This is a genomic window from Streptomyces atroolivaceus (assembly GCF_000717025.1).
Lineage (GTDB): Bacteria > Actinomycetota > Actinomycetes > Streptomycetales > Streptomycetaceae > Streptomyces > Streptomyces atroolivaceus.
In genome coordinates this window covers 341965-363795 of the sequence record NZ_JNXG01000004.1, presented here as the reverse complement: position 1 = coordinate 363795, position 21831 = coordinate 341965, and the positions used below count along the sequence as shown (strand labels likewise).

The following is a 21831-nucleotide window of genomic DNA, read 5'->3' as shown; positions in this document are numbered from 1 at the left end:
CTGGTGCTGCGGGGCCGGGCCGGGGGGTGCGCACCAGGGATGCGGGAGGGAGTGCCGGGTACTGTTCCGCACAGGAGCCCTCCGGCGGGTTCCGGCCCACCCAGCGCCGACCCGCGAGGCAGACCCCCGTGAATCTGGACGACTTCTCCGACCTGATCGAACGCCCCGACGGGGGCGTGCGGCGTGACGCCGAGGAACGACGCGAGCGGCTGACCGTTCCCGTCGGCGCGCTCGGCCGGCTCGACGAGCTGGGTGAATGGCTGTCGGCCGCCCAGCAGTCGGTGCCCGTCAAGGCGATCGAGCAGCCACGCGTCGTCCTGTTCGCCGGCGACCACGGGGTGGCGGAGCTGGAGGTCTCCGGCCGGGCTGCCGGGACCGCCCACGAGCTCGTCCGGGCGGCGCTGGACGGTGCGAGCCCCGTCGCCGTGCTGGCCCGCCGCTTCTCCGTGCCGGTGCGGATCGTGGACGCGGGTCTGGACTGCGATCCGGAGCTGCTGCCCGACGCCGTCGTACGCCACCGGGTGCGGCGCGGCAGCGGCCGGATCGACGTCGAGGACGCCCTGACGCCCGAGGAGGCCGAGGAGGCCGTGCGGCTCGGTATGCGCATCGCCGACGAGGAGGCCGACTCCGGCACGGACCTCGTGGTGCTGGGTGACCTGAGTGTCGGCGGTACGACGGCGGCGTCGACGCTGATCGCGGCCCTGTGCGGCACGGACGCCTCGGTGGTGACCGGGCGCGGTGGCGCGGGCATCGACGACCTGGCGTGGATGCGCAAGTGCGCGGCGATCCGGGACGCGCTGCGGCGGGCCCGGCCGGTACTCGGCGACCAGTTGGAGCTGCTGGCGGCCGTGGGCGGTGCGGACCTGGCCGCCATGACGGGATTCCTGCTGCAGAGCGCGGTGCGCCGGATGCCCGTGGTGCTGGACGGAGTGGTCTCGGCGGCCTGCGCGCTGGTGGCCCAGCGGGCGGCGTTCCGTGCGCCGGACTGGTGGCTGGCGGGGCAGGTGAGCGGCGAGCCGGCGCAGCTGAAGGCGCTGGACCGGATGGCCCTGACCCCTCTGCTGGACCATGGGGTGACCGTGGGCGAGGGAAGCGGGGCCCTGCTGGCTCTGCCGCTCGTCCAGGCCGCGGCCGCTCTGGCCGCGGAGCTCCCCGAGCGTGCGCCGGACGCCGCCGTGGCGGATGCGGAGGAGCCTCCGGGGGACGCGGAGCCCGCGGAGGCGACTGCCTGAGCCCTCAGGTCTCCCCGCCGGGGCCCGGGCCCGGCAGCGGGGTCCTGTCCGGGGCCCCGCCGATCAGGTCCTGGAACCTGCGCCGGGGGCCCGCCCAGCGGACGTCGTGGTGATAGGCCCTCAGCACCGCCCTGGCGCGGGCCCGGTGGCGCCGGCGGTAGAAGCGCTTCGCCCACAGCGACGCGGGCCGGGCCAGCCGGATCGCGCCGATGAGCGCGATGAACGGGATGAGGGTGCCGACCACCGCCATCCGGGCCTTGCCCTTGAACAGGGCGATCAGCACGAGCCCGAAGTTGAAGAGGTAGGTCAGGACGACGCCGAGCCTGCTCTGCTGTTCCTCGCCGCTCAGCTCGTCCACGCCGAGCGGTGAGAATCCGGCGAGCACGAGCAGGACCAGGGAGGCGGTGAGGACGACCACCTCCACGCTCTGGCGGCCCTCCTCGGTCCAGTACACGTCGTCGAGGTGCAGGATCAGCGCGAACTCGTCGAGGACCAGGCCGGCCCCCACCCCGAAGACCACCGCGAAGATCCCCGCGGCGAGACCGTGATGACCGCTCGCCACCGCGCCGAAGCCGCCGACCACCGACAGCACCACACCGGGCACCACGTGATGGACGTGCACACCGCCGGGCGTGATGTTGCGGAACGGCCCCTTCCCGGCCCTGATCATCCGGGTGATCATCCGGGTGACGGCGAAGGTGAGCACGAAGGCGCTCAGGGCGAGCAGGAGCGGGAGCTTGCCCGGTTCGACGATGTTCTGCTGGAACCAGTGACCCATGCCACCTCCACCCGAGGACCCGCCCGTACGGCTTTCGGGCCACTTTGCCCGCTTCGGCGCGGTGCCGCACCGGCTAGCCTGCGCGCGGTGACCTCCCTGAACAGCCACGGCCTGCGATTCGCCTTCGGCACTCTGACCGCGCTCCCCGTCCACGTCTCCCGCTGGGACCGCGGGGCCGCCCGCGCCGGCATGCTGTGCGCCCCGCTCGCCGGGCTCGCCGTGGGGCTGCTCGCGGCCCTCCCCGGAGTGCTGTTCCTGCTCGGCGGGTCCGGCCCCCTGTTGGCGGCGGCCGCTTCCGCCGCGCTGCCCGCGGCACTGACCCGTGGGCTGCACCTGGACGGGCTCGCGGACACCGCGGACGGGCTCGGCAGCGCCAAGCCCGCCGAGGACGCGCTGCGGATCATGAAGCAGTCGGACATCGGCCCGTTCGGCGTGATCACCCTGCTGTTCGTGCTGCTGGCCCAGGTCGCCGCGCTCTTCGAGCTGTACGGCCGCGGCTGGGCCGAAGGCGCCCTGGGCACCGTCGTCGCCGCCGTCACGGCCCGGCTCGCGCTCACGCTGGCCTCGCGCCGTGGCGTCCCGCCGGCCAGGCCGGAGGGCCTCGGCGCGGCGGTGGCGGGCACCGTCCCTCCCCGGGGCGCGGCGGCCGTGGCCTGCGCGGTGGTCGCCTGCAGCGCGGCGGCCGGTGCGCTGCAGGGCGGATCCGGCGCCGCCCTGCACCACGCCCTCGCCGCCCTGGCCGGCCTCGGAGCCGCGCAGGTGATGCTGCGTCACTGCGTGCGGCGCTTCGGCGGAGTGACCGGCGACGTGTTCGGCGCGGTGGAGGAGACGGCCGCCACGGTGGCCCTGCTGGCGCTGTCGCTGTCCCTGGGCTAGCGGACCCGCACCGGCGGCGCTCCTCCCCGGACGGCCCCGCCCCCGTGAACCGGGAGCACGGGCGCGCGTAGGCTCGTGCCCGGCGCATCACGGCGGCATCTGCGATGCGCCGGGCACGGTCGGCCACCCTCTCGACCAACACAGACCGGCACACAACTCAACGGAAGCGAGAATTCACCACCGTGACTGCTCTCACTCTCAGCACCTCAGGTGCGGCGACGCTGCGCGCCGACGCACTCGTCGTCGGCCTCGCCAAGGGAGCCAAGGGGCCGGTCGTCGCACCGGGCGCCGAGGCCGTGGACAAGGCGTTCGACGGAAAGCTCGCCACCGTCCTGGAGACCCTCGGCGCCTCCGGTGCCGAGGGCGAAGTGACCAAGCTCCCCGCCCCCTCCGGCCTCAAGGTCCCGGTCGTCATCGCGGTCGGGCTCGGTCCGGTCCCCGCGAAGGACGACGCGTACGACGCGGAGTCACTGCGCCGGGCCGCGGGCAGCGCCGGGCGCGCGCTGAAGGGTTCGAAGAAGGCCGGTTTCGCGCTGCCGACGGAGTCCGCCGAGGACGCCGGGGCCGTCGCGGAGGGCGCCCTGCTGGGTGCCTACGCCTTCACCGCCTACCAGGGCGGCGAGAACAGGCTCGCCCCCAAGGGGGCCAAGGCCGGCGGGAACGACGCGAAGCTCCCCCTCGGCGAGGTCGTCCTGCTCGGCGGCAAGCCGCGTGACAAGGCCTTCAAGGCGGCCGCCGAGCGCGCCGTCGCGGTCACGGAGGAGATCAACCGGGCCCGCGACCTGGTCAACACCCCGCCGAACGACCTGTACCCCGAGTCCTTCGCCGCCGTGGCCAGCGCCGCCGGCAAGGAGCACGGCATCAAGGTGCAGGTCCTGGACGAGAAGGCGCTCGTCAAGGGCGGCTTCGGCGGCCTGCTCGGCGTCGGCCAGGGCTCCACCCACGGCCCGCGGCTGGTCAGGCTCTCCTACACCCACCCCAAGGCGGAGAAGACGCTCGCCCTGGTCGGCAAGGGCATCACCTACGACTCGGGCGGCATCTCCCTCAAGCCGGCGGGCCACAACGAGACGATGAAGTGCGACATGAGCGGTGCCGCCGCCGTGTTCGCCGCCGTCGTCTCCGCCTCCCGCCTCGGCCTCCGGGTCAACGTCACCGGCTGGCTGGCCCTGGCCGAGAACATGCCTTCCGGCAACGCCACCCGCCCCGGCGACGTGCTGCGCATGTACAGCGGCAAGACCGTCGAGGTGCTGAACACCGACGCCGAGGGCCGGCTCGTGCTCGCCGACGCCCTGACCCGCGCCTCCGAGGAGAAGCCGGACGCGATCGTCGACGTGGCGACCCTGACGGGCGCGATGGTCCTGGCCCTGGGCAACCGCACCTTCGGCGTGATGGCCAACGACGACGCGTTCCGTACGTCGATCCACGAGATCGCCGAGGAGGTCGGCGAGGCCTCCTGGCCGATGCCGCTCCCCGCCGACCTGCGCAAGGGCATGGACTCCCCGACCGCGGACATCGCCAACATGGGTGAGCGGATGGGCGGCGGCCTCGTGGCCGGTCTGTTCCTCCAGGAGTTCGTGGGCGAGGGCATCGCCTGGGCGCACCTGGACATCGCGGGCCCGGCCTTCCACGAGGGCGCGCCGTACGGCTACACGCCCAAGGGCGGCACCGGCTCGGCGGTCCGCACACTGGTGCGGCTCGCGGAGCGCACCGCGGCCGGCGACCTCGGCTGAGGCCTGAGCAGGCGTCCGCGCGGATCCCTCACGCGGGGTTCGCTCGCGGCGCACGCGGCCCCGGGCATACGTCCGGGGCCGCGGGTGTTCACCCGGGTGGCTCCGACCGGCATTTTTCCGGACATCTGTACGGATCGGTAACCGGCCGGGCCGGATCTTCGTCCGGCCCGGAGCAGGGGCCAGCGTCCCGTCCGCCCTCAACAAGTGCGAAGATGGGTTCTCGGCAGGACAGGGCCCCCACCACAGGGCCGAATAACGCAAGCGGCCGCACACCAGCCGACCGGCCGGTCACACCCCAGCGACGGGGCCCGGCATACGGCGCACATGCATGGAGGACGTGACGTGGCGAACGACGCCAGCACCGTTTTCGACCTAGTGATCCTCGGCGGTGGTAGCGGCGGTTACGCCGCGGCCCTGCGCGGAGCTCAGCTGGGCCTGGACGTCGCACTGATCGAGAAGGGCAAGGTCGGCGGCACCTGCCTGCACAACGGCTGTATCCCCACGAAGGCGCTGCTGCACGCCGGCGAGATCGCCGACCAGGCCCGCGAGGCCGAGCAGTTCGGCGTGAAGGCCACCTTCGAGGGCATCGACATGGAGGCCGTCCACAAGTACAAGGACGACGTGATCTCGGGCCTGTACAAGGGTCTGCAAGGTCTCATCGCCTCGCGCAAGGTGCACTACATCGAGGGTGAGGGCCGCCTTTCGTCGGCCACCTCGGTGGACGTCAACGGCCAGCGTGTCCAGGGCCGCCACGTGCTGCTGGCGACCGGCTCCGTGCCGAAGTCGCTGCCCGGCCTGGAGATCGACGGCAACCGGATCATCTCCTCGGACCACGCGCTGAAGCTGGACCGCGTCCCGAAGTCCGCGATCGTCCTGGGCGGCGGCGTCATCGGCGTCGAGTTCGCGTCGGCGTGGAAGTCCTTCGGGACCGAGGTCACCATCGTCGAGGGTCTGAAGCACCTGGTCCCGGTCGAGGACGAGAACAGCTCCAAGCTTCTTGAGCGCGCTTTCCGCAAGCGCGGCATCAAGTTCAACCTCGGCACCTTCTTCGACAAGGCCGAGTACACGCAGGACGGCGTGCGGGTGACCCTCGCCGACGGCAAGACCTTCGAGGCGGAGGTGCTGCTGGTCGCGATCGGCCGCGGCCCGGTCTCGCAGGGTCTGGGCTACGAGGAGGCGGGTGTCGCGATGGACCGCGGCTACGTCCTCGTCGACGAGTACATGCAGACCAACGTCCCGACCATCTCGGCCGTCGGCGACCTGGTCCCGACCCTCCAGCTGGCGCACGTCGGCTTCGCCGAGGGCATCCTGGTCGCGGAGCGGCTGGCCGGCCTCAAGACCGTGCCGGTCGACTACGACGGCGTGCCGAAGGTGACGTACTGCCACCCCGAGGTCGCCTCCGTCGGCATCACCGAGGCCAAGGCCAAGGAGATCTACGGTGCGGACAAGGTCGTCGCCCTCAAGTACAACCTCGCGGGCAACGGCAAGAGCAAGATCCTGAAGACCGCGGGCGAGATCAAGCTCGTCCAGGTCAAGGACGGCGCCGTGGTCGGCGTCCACATGGTCGGTGACCGTATGGGCGAGCAGGTCGGCGAAGCCCAGCTGATCTACAACTGGGAGGCGCTGCCGGCCGAGGTCGCGCAGCTCATCCACGCCCACCCGACGCAGAACGAGGCGATGGGCGAGGCCCACCTGGCCCTGGCCGGCAAGCCTCTCCACTCCCACGACTGATCCAGTCCCGGGGACGACCGACCACTTCCGCACATTTGTAAGGAGCAACTGAAACCATGTCGGTTTCCGTAACCCTTCCGGCGCTCGGCGAGAGCGTCACCGAGGGCACTGTCACCCGTTGGCTGAAGGCCGAGGGCGAGCGCGTCGAGGCCGACGAGCCGCTGCTCGAGGTCTCGACCGACAAGGTCGACACCGAGATCCCCGCGCCCGCCTCCGGCGTTCTCTCGTCGATCAAGGTCGCCGAGGACGAGACCGTCGAGGTCGGCGCCGAGCTGGCCGTCATCGACGACGGCTCGGGCGCGTCCGAGGCCGCGGCTCCGGCCGCCGAGCCCGAGGCCGCACCGGCCGAGGAGGCCCCGGCGCCCGCCGCCGAAGCGCCCGCCGCGGAGGCGCCCGCCGCCGAAGCACCCGCCGAGGAGGCGCCCGCCGCCGCTCCGGCCGGTGGCGCCTCCGGCACCGACGTCACCCTCCCCGCGCTCGGTGAGAGCGTCACCGAGGGCACCGTCACCCGCTGGCTGAAGGAGGTCGGCGAGGAGGTCGCGGAGGACGAGCCCCTGCTCGAGGTCTCCACCGACAAGGTCGACACCGAGATCCCCGCGCCGGTCGCCGGCGTTCTCCTGGAGATCGTCGTGGGCGAGGACGAGACCGCCGAGGTGGGCGCCAAGCTCGCCGTCATCGGTGCTCCGGGTTCCGCCCCGGCGGAGGCCGCCCCGGCCCCGGCCGCCGCTCCGGCGGAGGCCGCCCCGGCGGAGGCCGCCCCGGCTCCGGCAGAGGCTCCGGCTGCCCCGGCGCCGGCTCCGGCAGAGGCTCCGGCTGCCCCGGCGCCGGCTCCGGCCGCCCCGGCTCCCGCCCCTGCCGCACCGGCACCGGCTGCCGCCCCGGCCCCCGCCGCTCCGGCTCCGGCCGCTCCGGCCGCGTCCGCCGGTGACGACGGCGCGTACGTCACGCCGCTGGTCCGCAAGCTCGCCTCCGAGAACGGCGTCGACCTGGGCGCGGTGAAGGGCACCGGCGTCGGTGGCCGCATCCGCAAGCAGGACGTCGTCGCCGCCGCGGAGGCCGCCAAGGCCGCCGCAGCCGCTCCGGCTCCGGCCGCCGCCGCTCCCGCGGCCAAGGCCGCGCCGAAGGTCGAGGCGTCCCCGCTGCGCGGTCAGACGGTCAAGATGACCCGCATGCGCAAGGTCATCGGCGACAACATGATGAAGGCCCTGCACTCGCAGGCCCAGCTGACCTCGGTCCTCGAGGTCGACATCACCAGGCTGATGAAGCTGCGCAACCAGGCGAAGGAGTCCTTCGCCGCCCGTGAGGGCGTCAAGCTGTCCCCGATGCCGTTCTTCGTGAAGGCGGCGGCCCAGGCGCTGAAGGCCCACCCGGTCGTCAACGCCCGGATCAACGAGGACGAGGGCACCATCACGTACTTCGACTCGGAGAACATCGGCATCGCCGTGGACGCCGAGAAGGGTCTGATGACCCCGGTCATCAAGGGTGCGGGCGACCTGAACATCGCCGGTATCGCGAAGAAGACCGCCGAGCTGGCCGGCAAGGCCCGCGGTGGCGGCCTCACCCCGGACGACATGTCCGGCGCGACCTTCACCGTCAGCAACACCGGTTCGCGCGGTGCGCTGTTCGACACGGTCATCGTGCCGCCGAACCAGGCGGCCATCCTGGGCATCGGTGCCACGGTCAAGCGTCCGGCGGTCATCGAGACCGCCGAGGGCACCGTCATCGGCGTCCGCGACATGACCTACCTCTCGCTCTCCTACGACCACCGTCTGGTGGACGGCGCGGACGCCGCCCGTTACCTGACCACGGTCAAGGCGATCCTCGAGGCGGGCGAGTTCGAGGTCGAGCTCGGTCTCTGAGCCGTACAGCTGTAACCAGCCTCACCAGCGGCGCCCCCGTCCGGAACACTTCCGGACGGGGGCGCCGCCGTATTGTCTAGGCACCACCGGTCGTATCCGGCCGCCGTGTCGGCGCAGGCAGCACCGGTTCGCCCCGAAGGAGCCACTCATGACCCCGCCCGTCGTCCACTCGCTGCGCGAGCAGATCCGCGAGCACATCGTGGAAGGGATAGTCAGCGGGCGCTGGAAGCCGGGTGAGCGGATCGTGGAGCGCCGTATCGCGACCGAGCTGGAGGTCAGCCAGACGCCCGTACGGGAGGCGCTGCGGGAGCTGGAGACACTGCGGCTGATCGAGTCGGCGCCCAACAAGGGCGTCCGGGTACGCAATCTCACCGCGGCCGATCTGGAGGAGAGCTACCCCGTACGGGCCGGGCTCGAGCAGATCGCGGCGGAGCTGGCGGCCCCCGCGCTCGCCGAGGACTGCTCGGCACTCGCCCCGCACGTGGCGGCACTGTACGAGGCGGACCGGCTGGCCGACGGCGAGGCGCAGGTGCGGCACACCGTGGCCTTCCACCGGGAGATGGTGCGGGCCGCCGGGAACGCCGTCCTGCTGCACACCTGGGAGGGCCTGGGCATCGAGGTGTTCACCGCCCTGTCGATCCGCTGGCTGGGCACCGTGCAGAAGTCGTACGCGGAGGAGCACGAGGCCCTCATCGAGGCGTTCCTGCGGCGGGACCCGCAGATCGCGGTGATGGTGAAGGAGCACGTCCTCGGGTGCGCGCCGCGCGCCTGAGAGCGACCCTCGGGCAGACGCGCCCATCTGCGTCACCGGGCGCTCCACCGTGCAGGTCAGCGCCCGTTTCGCCCCCTTGATCCCGTCACTCCGTGCCCTCTTTCGCGGCACCGCATGCCACTTTTCTTCATATCGAGAAGTTTTGCCCTTCACCCTTTGATCGATCATCGATCGGCGACTTACAGTTCAGTCGCGGGCCCACCGGCCCGATCGCCCTGTCCTGCCAGTCAGGGCCTTCTCCACCCCCCTCCACTCCGGAAGGCGGCGATCATGACCGACCCCGTAGCAAAGCTTCCGAGCGAGCTCGACCAGCTCCCGGACCGCGACCCCGAGGAGACCGCCGAATGGGCGGCCTCCCTGGACGCCGTCACCAAGGCAGCGGGCCCGCACCGCGCCGCGTACCTGATGCGGCGTTCGCTCCAGCACGCGGAGGGCGCCGGTATCGCGCTGCCCAAGCTGCTGGAGAGCGATTACGTCAACACCATCCCCACCTCCGCCGAGCCCGAGTTCGACGGCGACCTGGAGATGGAATCGAAGATCACCGCGTGGAACCGCTGGAACGCGGCCGCGATGGTCACCCGTGGCGCCCGGTACGGCGTCGGAGGCCACATCGCCACGTTCGCCTCGGCGGCATGGCTGTACGAGACCGGCTTCAACCACTTCTTCCGCGGCAAGGAAGGTGACGGCTCCGGCGACCAGCTCTACATCCAGGGCCACGCCTCGCCCGGCATCTACGCCCGCGCCTTCCTCGACGGCCGCCTCAGCGAGCAGCAGCTCGACAACTTCCGCCAGGAGTCGGGGGGCAACGGCCTGCCGTCCTACCCCCACCCGCGGCGGCTGCCCTGGCTGTGGGAGTTCCCCACGGTGTCGATGGGTCTCGGCCCGCTCTCGGCGATCTACCAGGCGCGCTTCAACCGCTATCTGACCAACCGCAGCATCAAGGACACGTCGAACTCGCACGTCTGGGCCTTCCTGGGCGACGGCGAGATGGACGAGCCCGAGTCGACCGCCGCCCTCGCCCTCGCGGCCCGTGAGCAGCTGGACAACCTGACCTTCGTCATCAACTGCAACCTGCAGCGTCTCGACGGCCCGGTCCGCGCCAACTTCCGCGTGGTCCAGGAGCTGGAGGGCGCGTTCCGCGGTGCGGGCTGGAACGTCATCAAGACGCTCTGGGGCAACGCCTGGGACGAGCTGTTCCAGCTCGACACCACCGGTGCGCTGATCCGCCGGCTCCGTGAGGTCCCGGACGCGCAGTTCCAGACGTACGCGACGCGCGACGTGGCCTACATCCGCGAGCACTTCTTCGGCTCCGAGCCCGCGCTCGCCGAGCTGGCGAAGCTGCTGAGCGACGCGAAGATCGCCGAGTGTTTCTACAGCTCCCGCGGCGGCCACGAGGCCCGCAAGGTGTACGCGGCCTACCGCGCGGCCGTCGAGCACAAGGGCGCGCCGACCGTGATCCTGGCCCAGACGGTCAAGGGCTACACGCTCGGCAAGGGCTTCGAGTCCAAGAACGCCAACCACCAGATGAAGAAGCTGTCGATCGACGAGTTCAAGGGCATGCGCGAGCTGCTCGGCCTCCCGATCCCGGACAGCGCCTTCGAGGACGGGCTGGTTCCCTACGGCCACCCGGGCGCCGACTCCCCCGAGGTCCGCTACCTCCAGGAGCGCCGTGCCGCCCTCGGCGGTCCGGCACCCGCCCGCCGGGTGCACACGGTGGCGCTGCCGCAGCCGGAGGAGCGCGCCTTCAAGGCCCTGTACAAGGGGTCCGGCAAGCAGGAGATGGCCACCACCATGGCGTTCGTCCGCCTGGTGAAGGACCTGATGCGGGACAAGGAGACCGGCAGGCGCTGGGTCCCGATCGTCCCGGACGAGGCCCGTACCTTCGGTATGGAGTCGCTGTTCCCCTCGGCCGGCATCTACTCCCCGCTCGGCCAGACGTACGAGCCGGTCGACCGCGACCAGCTGATGTACTACAAGGAGGCCAAGGACGGCCAGATCCTCAACGAGGGGATCACCGAGGCCGGGGCCATGGCCGACTTCATCGCCGCCGCCTCGTCGTACGCGACGCACGGCGAGACGATGATCCCGTTCTACATCTTCTACTCGATGTTCGGCTGGCAGCGGACCGGCGACCAGATGTGGCAGCTCGCCGACCAGCTCGGCAAGGGCTTCATCGTCGGCGCCACGGCCGGCCGTACGACCCTGACGGGTGAGGGCCTCCAGCACGCGGACGGCCACTCCCACCTGATCGCGTCCACGAACCCGGCGTCGCTCAACTACGACCCGGCGTTCGCGTACGAGATCGCGGTGATCGTCAAGGACGGTCTGCGCCGGATGTACGGCCCGGACGCCGAGGACGTCTTCTACTACCTGACGGTCTACAACGAGCCGAAGCAGCAGCCCGCGATGCCCGAGGGCGTCGAGGAGGGCATCGTCAAGGGCCTGTACCGCTTCAAGGAGGGCACGCCCGCCGAGGCGGACGCGCCGCGCCTCCAGCTGATCGGTTCCGGTACGGCGATCCACTGGGCCCTGGAGGCCCAGGAGCTGCTGGCCGCCGACTGGGGTGTCACGGCCGACGTCTGGTCCGCCACCTCGTGGGGCGAGCTGCGCCGTGACGCGCTGGAGTCCGACGAGGCGCTGCTCCGCGGCGAGGAGCGCGTGCCGTACGTGACCCAGGCGCTCTCCGGCGCACCGGGCCCGGTCCTCGCGGTCAGCGACTGGATGCGTGCGGTCCCGGACCAGATCAGCCAGTGGGTCGAGCAGGACTGGTCCTCGCTCGGCACGGACGGCTTCGGCCTCTCCGACACCCGCGAGGGGGCGCGCCGCCACTTCGGCGTCGACGCCCGGTCCGTCGCCGTCGCCGCGCTGGCCCAGCTGGCCCGCCGCGGCGAGATCCCGGCCTCGAAGGTCAAGGAGGCCCGGGAGAAGTACGGGATGTGAGTCCACGGCGTGGGCGGCTACCGGTTCGCCCGGTACCCGCCCACGCCGTACTCGCCGGGCCCGCCGCACAATGGTCGGATGCGTGCTGCCCGGCTGATCAAGATGGTGCTGCTCCTGCAGTCCCGGCCCTCCATGACCGCCGCCGAACTGGCCGGCGAGCTGGAGGTGTCGGAGCGCACCGTGACCCGGGACGCCCAGGCGCTCTCCGAGGCGGGCGTGCCGGTGTACGCCGACCGCGGCCGGGCCGGGGGCTACCGCCTCGTGGGCGGCTACCGCACGCGGCTCACCGGGCTGGCCCGTCACGAGGCCGAGGCCCTCTTCCTGTCCGGGCTGCCCACCGCCCTGCGCGAGATGGGGCTCGACGACGCCGCTTCGGCCGCCCGGCTCAAGGTCTCGGCAGCCCTGCTCCCCTCGCTCCGGGACGCCTCGCACACCGCCGCCCAGCGCTTCCACCTGGACGCCCCCGGCTGGTACCACGACCCGGTCGCCCCCGGACTGCTGCCCGCCGTCGCGGAGGCCGTCTGGGACGACCGCCTGCTGCGGGCCCGCTACCGCCGCCGGCCGTCGGGCGAGGTGGAGCGGGAGCTGGCGCCGTACGGACTCGTCCTGAAGGCGGGGGTCTGGTACCTGTGCGCCCGCGCCGGGGACGACTTCCGGGTGTACCGGATCGACCGGTTCACCGGCATCGCCGTCACGGAGACCCGCTTCGTACGGGACGAGGACTTCGACCTGCCGCGCTTCTGGGAGGAGCGGGCCGCGCAGTTCGCCCGGTCCATCCTGCGCACCGAGGTGACCGTGCGGCTGTCGGAGGAGGGCGTACGGCGGCTGGCGCACGTCGTGGACCGGGCCGCCGCCGACGAGGCACTGGCCGGGGCCCCGGACCCGGACGGGAACGGCCGGCGCACGGTCGTCCTGCCGGTCGAGTCCGAGGAGGTGGCGTACAGCCAGTTGCTGACCCTCGGCGCCGACGTCGAGGTCCTCGCCCCCGCCTCCCTGCGCGAACGTTTTGCCGATACCGCCGAACGACTGCGCGACCTCTATCACTGAAGTGGCCCGGAAGTGATGCCGAAGGCTTCATTTCGGTGTCTGGGCGTGCGTCGCCCGCCGTCGGGGCAGATGCTGGACCCGTGATGGACGAGACGGAGTTCTGGGAGATCATCGACAGCACCCGCGAGGCCGCCGAGGGCGACCCCGAGGACCACGCCGACCTGCTCGTCGAACGGCTGGTGCAGCTCGATCCCGACTCCGTGCTGGACTTCGCCAGGCATTTCGAGGCCCGCTACAACCGCGCGTACCGCTGGGACCTGTGGGGCGCGGCGGCCGTGCTGCTCGGCGGGGCGGGTGACGACGCGTTCGACGACTTCCGCTGCTGGCTGATCGCACAGGGCCGGGAGGTCTTCGAAGGCGCGGTGCACGATCCTGACGGCCTGGCCGAGCTGCTGGAGGACTTCGACGAGGAGCTCGACGGGAACGGCGAGGACCTCGGCTACGCCGCCGACGAGGCCTACGAGCAGCTCACCGGCGTGGTCACCCCCGACCTCGGGCTGCCGCCGCAGCCGGCGGAACCGGTGGGCACGCCCTTCGGCTTCGACGACGACGCGGCACTGGCGGAGCGTTACCCCGCGCTCTGGGAACGCTTCGGTCCTGTCTGAGCCACGGGCGGCGGGCACCCGGTCCAGGGCCGATTTCAGGCCGTCAGCGAACGGCCCATCAGGACGTCGTCGACGTACCGTCCGCCCAGGAGGAACTCCCCGGGCAGGACGCCCTCGACCGCGAAGCCCTCAGACGCGTAGAGCGCCCGCGCGGCGTCGTTGTGGCCGAGCACGCGCAGGGTGAGCCGTCCGGCGCCCTGCCGCCGCGCCTCGGCGTACGAGGCGCGCAGCAGCGCCCGCGCGACGCCGTGGCGCCGCGCCCAGTCGGCCACGGCGAGGCCCTGTATCTGGCGGACGTGGGAGTTGCAGGCGAGCGGGGTGGGACGGCCCAGCCGGAGGTAGCCGGCCGCACGCACCGGGCCCGCGCCCGTGACGGCCTCGGCGACCAGGAACTCCCCGGGCGGGTGCCGGTCGTCGAAGAAGGGCCCGTAGGGCGGCTGCGGCCTCGGCTGCACGGCGTGGAGGGTCGACCAGGTGGCCCGGTCGAGCTCGCCGAGGGCGGTCTCGTCCTCGGGCACGGCGGGACGGACGGGGCGGAGGGACCGTAGCTGCGGTGCGGACATGCGCGCCACTGTGCCACGCGCGGCCTGTTTCCCCGCCTCCGTTTCCGCGTGACCGGGGTCTCATGGGGCAGGATGGGCGGCATGCCGCACTCCCGAATCGCCGTCAGCGGATCGACCGGACTCATCGGAGCGGCGCTCGTGCGCTCGCTGCGCGCCGACGGGCACGAGGTGGTGCGTCTCGTGCGCCGCCCGGCCGCCACCGGCGACGAGGTGGAGTGGGACCCGAAGCGCCAGTACGTCGATGTGGCGGGCCTGGCCGGCTGCGACGCGGTCGTCCACCTCGCCGGCGCCGGGGTCGGGGACCATCGGTGGACCGAGGCGTACAAGCGGGAGATCCGTGACAGCCGGGTGCTCGGCACGGCGGCCGTCGCCGAGGCGGTGGCCTCCCTGGACACCCCGCCGAAGGTGCTGCTGTCCGGGTCCGCCGTCGGCTACTACGGGGACACCGGCGACCGCGCCGTCGACGAGGGCGCACCGCCCGGCGAGGGCTTCCTGCCGTCCGTGTGCGTGGAGTGGGAGGAGGCCACCGCTCCCGCCGAGGAGGCGGGCGTGCGCACGGTCCACGCCCGGACCGGTCTGGTCGTGTCCCGGCGGGGCGGGGCCTGGGGGCGGCTCTTCCCGCTGTTCAAGGCGGGGCTCGGCGGGCGGATGGGCAACGGCCGGCAGTACTGGAGCTTCATCGCGCTGCACGACCACATCGCGGCGCTCCGGCACATCCTGGACACGGAGACGCTGTCCGGTCCGGTGAATCTGACGGGCCCCTCCCCCGTGACCAACGGCCAGGTGACGGCCGCGATGGGGCGGGTGCTGCGGCGCCCCACCCTGTTCACCGCGCCGGCGCCCGCGCTGAAGGCCGCGCTCGGGGAATTCGCGGGGGACGTCCTGGTCAGCCAGCGGGTGCTGCCCGGCCAACTTCTCGACTCGGGCTTCGCGTTCGCCTTCCCCGGGATCGACGACGCCATCCGCGCCGCACTGCGCTGACGGCGGCCTGGCCTGCCCGGAGGCCCCGGCGCCGGGCCGCCGTGCGACCCCGTGCTCCGGTGCCCGGGGTGCGCGCGACTGCGCCTGTCTCGGCCATCCGCCTAGCCTCGACCCGAACTCGGGCATTCCGGGGGCCTGTCGGGGGCAATAGCCCCCCACAGTCGCACCGACTCGGGGAGGGGCACGTGCTCAGGGCAGACACAGCAGACCACGCGGATGTGGTCATCATCGGGGCCGGGATCGCCGGCCTGTCGGCGGCCCACCAGCTGATCAGCGCGGGAGTGGACGTCAGCGTCCTGGAGGCCGCCGCGCACGTCGGCGGCCGGATGTCCACCCACGAGGTGGACGGGTTCCGGCTCGATCATCTGAATCCGCTGTTCAGTTCCGCGTATCCGGAGCTGAGGACCACCCCGGGGCTCGACAAACTGGTGCTGCGGGACTTCGCCCCAGGGGTGCTCGTCCACAGCGGGGGGCGGCAGTACCGCGCCGGGGACGTGCGGAGCGCGAGGGGCGCACTTCGCGCTGTGCGCTCCCGGTCGAGCGCCCCTCGCGCGCCCTTGGGCGGGGCCATCGAACAGGCCAGGCTCGGTGCCTGGCTGGCCCGCCTCGCCACCACTCCGGAGTCCCGGATCCTGGCCCGGCCCGACCAGGCCGCGCTCGGGGCGCTGTCGGCGCGCGGCCTCTCACCACGGGTCGTCAACGGATTCCTGCGCCCCCTGCTCTCGGCGCTGCTCGGCGACCCCGGGCTCGGCACGTCGAGCCGCGTGGCCGACCTCACCCTCCGGGACTACGCGCGCGGCCGCCTCTGTGTGCCCTCGCGCGGGTCCGCGACGCTGCCGGAGCTGCTGGCGGCCGCCCTGCCGCCCGGGACCGTACGCACCGGGGTCCATGTGACGGCCGCCGACATCAGCTCCGTACGCACCAAGGAGCACGGCGAGCTCGGCTGCCGTTCGCTCCTGCTGGCCACCGGCGCCGGAGCCGCCGCCGAACTGCTGCCGGGCCTGCGGATGCCGTCGTTCCACCCGGCGACCGTGCTGCACCACACCGCCCCGGAGGCGTCGGCGCCGACGACCGGAGGCCGTCTGCTGCTGGACGCGGACCGCTCGGGGCCGGTCGCCCACACCGCCGTGATGAGCGAGGTCGACCCCTCGCGTGCCCCGCGCGGCAGGGCCCTGATCACCTCCACGGTGTTCGGCCCTCCTCCGCGGGACCTCGACGGCGAGGTGCGCGCGCACCTCGCCGCGCTGTACGGCACTCCCACCGACGACTGGGAGCTGCTGGCCGCCCGTCACGACCCGGAGGCCGTCCCCGCCATGCCGCCGCCGCACGACCCCCGGCGGCCGGTCCGGCTGCTCGCCGGGCTGTACGTGTGCGGCGACCACCGGGACACCAGCACGGTCCAGGGAGCACTGCGCTCGGGCAGGCGCGCCGCCTCGGCGATCCTCACGGACCTGGGGGTGCGCCCAGGACAGGCGGACGGGACGGAGCTGCCCGCCGCCGCGTAGCCCTCCCGTCCCGGCCGGGCCCGGCCCGGCCGGACGAAGTGTCCCGGGTCAGCCCAGCGCGGCGACCCGGTCGCGGTATCCCCGCACGGCGACGGCGTCCCTGTACGGCTCCAGGCGGTGCTCGAACTCCCGTACGTACTCCGTCGCGCGCACCGAACGCATCTCCACCGCCTGCTGGGCCGCTTCCGCGCCCAGCAGGCACGCCTGGTCCAGCTCGCCCAGCCCGAGCCGGGAGCAGGCCAGCACCACCCGGCAGAAGAGTCTGCTCCGGGCGTACGCCGGTGCGCGCAGCTGGAGTGACCGCTCGGCGTGCTGGGCGGCCACGCGGTACTGCTGCAGGTCGCGGTGGCAGTGGGCGAACTCGTCGGCCAGCTGGGCCTCGTCGAAGTAACGGGCCCAGTGCGGCACGTCGTCCCCGGGACGCGAGGCCCCGAGCGCGCGTTCCGCCCGTACGAGGGCGGCGACACAGGCCCTGGTCTCGCCGAGGACGCCGTGTCCGCGGGCCTCGACCGCGTGCAGCAGGGCCATGACGACGGGCGGCGCGGAGGAGCCGATGCCCTGGTGGGCGACGCGTGCGAGCTGGACGGCCTCCCTGCCGTGGCCGAGGTAGACCGCCTGCCTGCTCATCGTGATCAGGACGAACGCCCCGTACGCCCGGTCCCCGGCCGCCTGGGCGAGCCGCAGCGCCTGGACGAAGTAGCGCTGGGCGAGGCCGTGTGCCGCGATGTCGTACGAGGTCCATCCGGCCAGCCGGGTCAGGTCGGCCGCTGCGGAGAACAGCCGGCGGCCCAGCGCCTCGCCGTAGCTGCCGCGGAGCATGGGCTCGGCCTCGTGTTCCAGGTACCGGACGAGGGCCTGCCTGGCGTGGCCTCCGCCGTAGGCGTTGTCCAGCGTGCGGAAGAGCTCGCACACCGAGCGCAGGGCGGCGACGTCACCGCTGCCGACCCGCTGCCCGGTGCCACGGTCGGTCTGCCGCTGGCGAGGGACGCCCGGGGGCGGTGCCGCGGGGGCGGGCGGGCGGGAGGAGCCGGGCCCACGGATGCCGCCGGCCCGGACTCCCGGGAGGCCCGCTCCGTGCGTCGCTCCTGGGGCGCCGGGCGCCCGCAGTGTGCCGGCCCCGTTGGCCTGGTGGAGGCCGTGCGGGGCCCTGGCCACGTGGGGCTCGGCGGACGTGCGCGGGGCGGGCAGGGCCGTGGTGCCGACGGCGCGGTCCGGCGGTGCGCCCCGGCCGACCCGTTCGTCGGCCCGTCCGATGAGCCAGTCCCGGCTGGGGACGACCAGTCCGGCGGGTGTGAACGCGATCTTGCGCAGCTCCGCGTGGCTGCCCGAGTCCTTGCGCCACAGCCCGCTGACGATGTCGACGGCTTCCGCGGGCGTGGCCGCGAACTCCAGGCCGGCGTAGACGGGCGCACACGCGTCCAGACCCAGGTCCTGCGCGGTGAGCCGGCGCCCGAGACGTCTGGTGAAGACCTCGGCGATCAGCGCGGGGGTGGTGCCCCGGGGCTGCTGGCCACGCAGCCAGCGGGTGACCGAGGTCTTGTCGTATCGCAGGTCGAGCCCGTGTTCGAGGCCGAGCTGGTCCACCCGGCGGGCCAGGCCCGCATGGGAGAACCCTGCCTCCGCGATGAGGGCAGCGAGCCGTCGGTTCGGGGTGCGCTGCGGAGGTCGTTCCGACATCAGCTGTAAGGTCTCCTGCCTTCGGCGCCGGGCGGGCAGCCCTTACGGGCTCTCCCACGATCGGGAGCGGGCGGGCCCGTTATGGAACGGCGCGAACTTAACCGCCCCGGCGGTGGCGCCGACGACCTTCGCTCCACATTCATCCGATCGTGTGAGGATTGTCGGATCGCTGACGGGAATCCGCCCGCGCGCAGCCTGCCGGATCCCGTGTTCCGGAGCGGTCGTACAGTGGCTGAGGGCGCACATGCATGGTGACGCGGCTCCGGGGAAACCCCCCGGCCCTCCGGCACCGCGAGTAGGGAGGCACCCGAGTGAGTGAGCTGCGGTTCGTCCGTCTGGGATTCGGTGAGGAACGGGTCGACTACCAGGAGGCCTGGCAGAAGCAGCGTGAGGTGCACGCCGCCCGGTTCGAGGACGCCGTCCCCGACACCTGCCTGCTCCTCGAGCACCCGCCCGTCTACACGGCGGGGCGCCGCACCACGGAGAGCGAACGCCCGCTGGACGGCACCCCCGTCGTCGACGTCGACCGCGGCGGGAAGATCACCTGGCACGGACCGGGACAGCTCGTCGGCTACCCGATCCTGAAGCTGCCCCGCCCGGTGGATGTGGTCGCCCATGTCCGTCGTCTCGAGGACGCGCTGATCGGTGCGGCCGCGGAGTTCGGCGTGGAGACCAGCCGGGTCGAGGGCCGCAGCGGTGTCTGGGTGCTCGGCGACCCGGTCGGGGACCGCCCCGCGCTCGGCGGGCTCTCCCTCGACTTCGACCCCCGCCTGCACGACGAGGAGTTCGACCCCCGGCTGAACGGCCCCGAGTACGCGCCGTCCAACGCCGGCCAGCGCCGCGAGGACCGCAAGCTGGCCGCGATCGGCATCCGGGTCGCCAAGGGCGTGACCATGCACGGCTTCGCGCTGAACGTGAACCCGGACAACACCTGGTTCGACAGGATCGTGCCGTGCGGCATCCGGGACGCGGGCGTGACCTCGCTCTCGAACGAGCTGGGACGCGAGATCACGATCGCCGAGGTCCTCCCGGTCGTGGAGAAGCACCTGAGGGACGTCCTGGAGAACGCGGAGCTCGCGCCCCGCACCGTCGGGGCCCCGGAGCCCCCGCGGGCCGCGGCCCCCGCCTGAGGCCCCGCGCGGGCCCGTCGGAATAGGGCCTGTCGGCCACAGGTTGGCCATACGTAAGACCGTTCTAACCACGGGCGTACCCTGGTGTTCGCCGAAGAATCCAATGCAGCGAAAGCAAAGGGGTGCCGGAGTGTCCGGTGTCGCACCCGACGGGCGCAAGATGCTGCGCCTGGAGGTCCGAAACAGCCAGACCCCCATCGAGCGCAAGCCCGAGTGGATCAAAACCCGGGCGAAGATGGGCCCCGAGTACACGAAGATGCAGGCGCTCGTGAAGGGCGAGGGTCTGCACACCGTGTGCCAGGAGGCCGGCTGTCCGAACATCTACGAATGCTGGGAAGACCGCGAGGCGACGTTCCTCATCGGCGGCGACCAGTGCACCCGGCGCTGTGACTTCTGCCAGATCGACACGGGGAAGCCGCAGGCGCTGGACCGTGACGAGCCCCGCCGCGTGGGCGAGTCCGTCGTGACGATGGACCTGAACTACGCCACGATCACCGGCGTCGCGCGCGACGACCTGGAGGACGGCGGCGCGTGGCTGTACGCCGAGACCGTGCGCCAGATCCACGCCCAGACCGCGGGGCGGGAGGGCGGCGCCACGAAGGTGGAGCTGCTCATCCCCGACTTCAACGCGGAGCCCGCTCAGCTCGCCGAGGTCTTCTCCTCGCGCCCGCAGGTACTCGCGCACAACGTCGAGACGGTGCCGCGGATCTTCAAGCGGATCCGGCCCGGTTTCCGTTACGAGCGCTCCCTCGAGGTCATCACGCGGGCCCGGGAGGCCGGCCTGGTGACGAAGTCCAACCTGATCCTCGGCATGGGCGAGACCCGCGAGGAGGTCAGCGAGGCACTCCAGGACCTGCACGACGCGGGTTGCGAGCTCATCACGATCACGCAGTACCTGCGGCCCTCCGCGCGGCACCACCCGGTCGAGCGCTGGGTGAAGCCGCATGAGTTCGTGGAGCTGAAGGACGAGGCCGACGCGATCGGTTACTCCGGCGTCATGTCGGGGCCGCTGGTGCGCTCCTCGTACCGCGCGGGACGTCTCTTCCAGCAGGCGATGGAACGCCGCGGCGCGACCGCCGCGACCGCGCCGGCCGTGTGAATCGGCGCACAAGAGAATACTGAGCAGTAGTAGCCGCAACGACGCGGCCCTTACGTCTCCCGCAGGTCGGGGGCCCGTATGGGCCGCGTCGGCGTGCGCGGCGCCGAAATCAGAGTTTCATTGGTGTTTGACCGACCGGTCATGCACTGGTAACACCAAGCAGTGACCCTAGGTACATGCACGGTGGCTCCCGCGGCCGCCGTCGTCATTGCTTCCCGCTACCCAGTGCGCGCCGGGCGCGCGCATCCGCTCCGAGGGGGAACACCCGCCATGCAGGCCGCACCGGTACGAGCCAACGCCATCCCGACCGTCACCACCGCACTCCGCGCGGTCGAGTCACTGCTGATGAGCAGCGGCCAGCGCACCGCCCGTCGCAACGCCTGGACGGCGGTCCTCGAGGACCGCCGCAGGGCGCAGGACCGGGTCGAGGCGGAACATGTGCTGAAGGCCGTGGCCGACCACCGTTCCTAGGTCACTCCCGGGCCACGTAAACTTCGGTACATGGCGAGGAAGGCAAACACTGAAGGCGCGGACAGCGCCGAGAACGCAGGGCGGCTCAAGCAGATCGCCCTGACCTACAAGATGACCAGGCGGTCGGACCCCAAGGTGGGTCTTGTCGTCGCGGGTGTGGGAATCATCACCTTCGGTGTCCTCCTCGCCATCGGCTTCCTGATCGGTCACCCGGTCTACGCGGGCATCCTGGGCTTCGTCCTGGCTTTCCTGGCGATGGCGATCATCTTCGGACGGCGTGCCGAGCGCGCGGCCTTCGGTCAGATGGAGGGCCAGCCGGGCGCGGCGGCGGCGGTGCTGGACCGGGTGGGCCGCGGATGGACCACGACCCCGGCCGTCGCGATGAACCGCAGCCAGGACGTCGTCCACCGGGCGGTCGGCAAGGCGGGCATCGTCCTGGTGGCGGAGGGCAACCCGAACCGGGTGAAGAGCCTGCTGGCGGCCGAGAAGAGGCGGATGGCCCGCATCGTCATCGACGTACCGGTGCACGACATCATCGTCGGCGACGGCGAGGGCCAGGTGCCGCTGAAGAAGGTGCGCACCACGATGCTGAAGCTTCCGCGGGTCCTCACCGGCCCGCAGGTGACCGCGGCCAACGACCGTCTCCGGGCGATGGGCGACCTGATGAGCAACATGCCGCTGCCCAAGGGCCCGATGCCGAAGGGCATGCGGATGCCGCGCGGCGGAAAGATGCGCTGACCGAGCACCTGCCATGAGAGCGGCCCCGGACGACACACTCGTCCGGGGCCGCTCTCTTCGTCTCTCCGGGTGCCCCGGCTGCGGAGGGCGTCTCAGC

Annotated in this window: 18 protein-coding genes; 15 read left to right on the top strand and 3 right to left on the bottom strand. The window is 72.5% G+C overall.

The window, feature by feature from the left end:
• Positions 1-128 precede the first annotated feature (128 nt).
• The gene (cobT, locus tag OO67_RS13220; RefSeq protein ID WP_033299948.1) at positions 129-1232 is read left to right on the top strand and encodes a nicotinate-nucleotide--dimethylbenzimidazole phosphoribosyltransferase; all 1104 of its coding nucleotides are present in this window, start codon (positions 129-131) and stop codon (positions 1230-1232) included.
• A gap of 4 nt (positions 1233-1236) precedes the next feature.
• On the opposite strand, the gene OO67_RS13215 is transcribed toward cobT, so the two are convergent.
• Positions 1237-2010: a hypothetical protein gene (locus OO67_RS13215; RefSeq protein WP_033299947.1), complete on the bottom strand. Its 774-nt coding sequence runs from the start codon at positions 2008-2010 to the stop codon at positions 1237-1239.
• 87 nt (positions 2011-2097) lie between these two features.
• On the opposite strand from OO67_RS13215, the gene OO67_RS13210 reads away from it, so the two are divergent.
• The 8 genes from OO67_RS13210 to OO67_RS13175 all read left to right on the top strand — a co-directional run bounded on the left by OO67_RS13210 (position 2098) and on the right by OO67_RS13175 (position 13570).
• Positions 2098-2886, top strand: coding sequence for an adenosylcobinamide-GDP ribazoletransferase (locus tag OO67_RS13210; protein WP_033299946.1), 789 nt, complete (start codon positions 2098-2100; stop codon positions 2884-2886).
• Positions 2887-3068: 182 nt separating this feature from the next.
• A complete protein-coding gene (locus OO67_RS13205; RefSeq protein WP_033299945.1) occupies positions 3069-4616 on the top strand; it encodes a leucyl aminopeptidase in 1548 nt (515 codons plus the stop codon).
• Between the two features lie 342 nt (positions 4617-4958).
• Positions 4959-6347, top strand: a complete 1389-nt coding sequence (gene lpdA, locus OO67_RS13200; RefSeq protein ID WP_033299943.1) for a dihydrolipoyl dehydrogenase — start codon at positions 4959-4961, stop codon at positions 6345-6347.
• 56 nt (positions 6348-6403) lie between these two features.
• Positions 6404-8206 (top strand): 2-oxoglutarate dehydrogenase, E2 component, dihydrolipoamide succinyltransferase, encoded by a 1803-nt coding sequence (gene sucB, locus OO67_RS13195; protein ID WP_033299942.1) that lies wholly within the window; start codon positions 6404-6406, stop codon positions 8204-8206.
• A gap of 148 nt (positions 8207-8354) precedes the next feature.
• Positions 8355-8978, top strand: a complete 624-nt coding sequence (locus OO67_RS13190) for a GntR family transcriptional regulator (RefSeq protein ID WP_033299941.1) — start codon at positions 8355-8357, stop codon at positions 8976-8978.
• Positions 8979-9248: 270 nt separating this feature from the next.
• Complete coding sequence (gene aceE, locus OO67_RS13185) at positions 9249-11918, top strand: pyruvate dehydrogenase (acetyl-transferring), homodimeric type (protein ID WP_033299940.1); 2670 nt, start codon at positions 9249-9251, stop codon at positions 11916-11918.
• Between the two features lie 78 nt (positions 11919-11996).
• A complete protein-coding gene (locus tag OO67_RS13180) occupies positions 11997-12965 on the top strand; it encodes a helix-turn-helix transcriptional regulator (protein ID WP_033300034.1) in 969 nt (322 codons plus the stop codon).
• A gap of 83 nt (positions 12966-13048) precedes the next feature.
• On the top strand, positions 13049-13570 hold the full coding sequence (locus OO67_RS13175) for a DUF4240 domain-containing protein (RefSeq protein WP_033299939.1): 522 nt from the start codon (positions 13049-13051) through the stop codon (positions 13568-13570).
• Between the two features lie 35 nt (positions 13571-13605).
• Here the strand turns inward: OO67_RS13175 and OO67_RS13170 are convergent, their stop codons facing one another.
• Positions 13606-14133 carry a GNAT family N-acetyltransferase gene (locus OO67_RS13170; RefSeq protein WP_033299937.1) on the bottom strand — a complete coding sequence of 176 codons (528 nt, stop codon included), beginning with the start codon at positions 14131-14133 and terminating at the stop codon, positions 13606-13608.
• 81 nt (positions 14134-14214) lie between these two features.
• On the opposite strand from OO67_RS13170, the gene OO67_RS13165 reads away from it, so the two are divergent.
• Positions 14215-15114 carry a TIGR01777 family oxidoreductase gene (locus tag OO67_RS13165; protein ID WP_033299935.1) on the top strand — a complete coding sequence of 300 codons (900 nt, stop codon included), beginning with the start codon at positions 14215-14217 and terminating at the stop codon, positions 15112-15114.
• A 185-nt stretch (positions 15115-15299) separates the two neighbouring features.
• On the top strand, positions 15300-16619 hold the full coding sequence (locus OO67_RS13160; RefSeq protein ID WP_033299933.1) for an NAD(P)/FAD-dependent oxidoreductase: 1320 nt from the start codon (positions 15300-15302) through the stop codon (positions 16617-16619).
• A gap of 48 nt (positions 16620-16667) precedes the next feature.
• Here OO67_RS13160 and OO67_RS13155 read toward each other — a convergent pair whose 3' ends face one another.
• Positions 16668-18296 (bottom strand): NsdA family TPR-like regulatory protein, encoded by a 1629-nt coding sequence (locus OO67_RS13155; RefSeq protein WP_033299931.1) that lies wholly within the window; start codon positions 18294-18296, stop codon positions 16668-16670.
• Between the two features lie 311 nt (positions 18297-18607).
• On the opposite strand from OO67_RS13155, the gene lipB reads away from it, so the two are divergent.
• The 4 genes from lipB (at position 18608) to OO67_RS13135 (ending at position 21734) form a co-directional block, all read left to right on the top strand.
• A complete protein-coding gene (gene lipB, locus OO67_RS13150; protein WP_033299929.1) occupies positions 18608-19426 on the top strand; it encodes a lipoyl(octanoyl) transferase LipB in 819 nt (272 codons plus the stop codon).
• Between the two features lie 130 nt (positions 19427-19556).
• Positions 19557-20525, top strand: a complete 969-nt coding sequence (gene lipA / locus OO67_RS13145; RefSeq protein WP_033299928.1) for a lipoyl synthase — start codon at positions 19557-19559, stop codon at positions 20523-20525.
• A 270-nt stretch (positions 20526-20795) separates the two neighbouring features.
• A complete protein-coding gene (locus tag OO67_RS13140) occupies positions 20796-20996 on the top strand; it encodes an SCO2195 family GlnR-regulated protein (protein ID WP_033299926.1) in 201 nt (66 codons plus the stop codon).
• 30 nt (positions 20997-21026) lie between these two features.
• The gene (locus tag OO67_RS13135; RefSeq protein ID WP_033299925.1) at positions 21027-21734 is read left to right on the top strand and encodes a DUF4191 domain-containing protein; all 708 of its coding nucleotides are present in this window, start codon (positions 21027-21029) and stop codon (positions 21732-21734) included.
• Positions 21735-21831: the final 97 nt, after the last annotated feature.

What these genes read in the sequence shown, in the direction of transcription:
- OO67_RS13215 (WP_033299947.1), bottom strand. Translation starts at nt 2,010, where the DNA reads ATGGGTCACTGGTTCCAGCAGAACATCGTCGAACCGGGCAAGCTCCCG.
- sucB (WP_033299942.1), top strand. Translation starts at nt 6,404, where the DNA reads ATGTCGGTTTCCGTAACCCTTCCGGCGCTCGGCGAGAGCGTCACCGAG.
- OO67_RS13190 (WP_033299941.1), top strand. Translation starts at nt 8,355, where the DNA reads ATGACCCCGCCCGTCGTCCACTCGCTGCGCGAGCAGATCCGCGAGCAC.
- aceE (WP_033299940.1), top strand. Translation starts at nt 9,249, where the DNA reads ATGACCGACCCCGTAGCAAAGCTTCCGAGCGAGCTCGACCAGCTCCCG.
- OO67_RS13180 (WP_033300034.1), top strand. Translation starts at nt 11,997, where the DNA reads ATGCGTGCTGCCCGGCTGATCAAGATGGTGCTGCTCCTGCAGTCCCGG.
- OO67_RS13175 (WP_033299939.1), top strand. Translation starts at nt 13,049, where the DNA reads ATGGACGAGACGGAGTTCTGGGAGATCATCGACAGCACCCGCGAGGCC.
- OO67_RS13170 (WP_033299937.1), bottom strand. Translation starts at nt 14,133, where the DNA reads ATGTCCGCACCGCAGCTACGGTCCCTCCGCCCCGTCCGTCCCGCCGTG.
- OO67_RS13165 (WP_033299935.1), top strand. Translation starts at nt 14,215, where the DNA reads ATGCCGCACTCCCGAATCGCCGTCAGCGGATCGACCGGACTCATCGGA.
- OO67_RS13155 (WP_033299931.1), bottom strand. Translation starts at nt 18,296, where the DNA reads ATGTCGGAACGACCTCCGCAGCGCACCCCGAACCGACGGCTCGCTGCC.
- OO67_RS13140 (WP_033299926.1), top strand. Translation starts at nt 20,796, where the DNA reads ATGCAGGCCGCACCGGTACGAGCCAACGCCATCCCGACCGTCACCACC.
- OO67_RS13135 (WP_033299925.1), top strand. Translation starts at nt 21,027, where the DNA reads ATGGCGAGGAAGGCAAACACTGAAGGCGCGGACAGCGCCGAGAACGCA.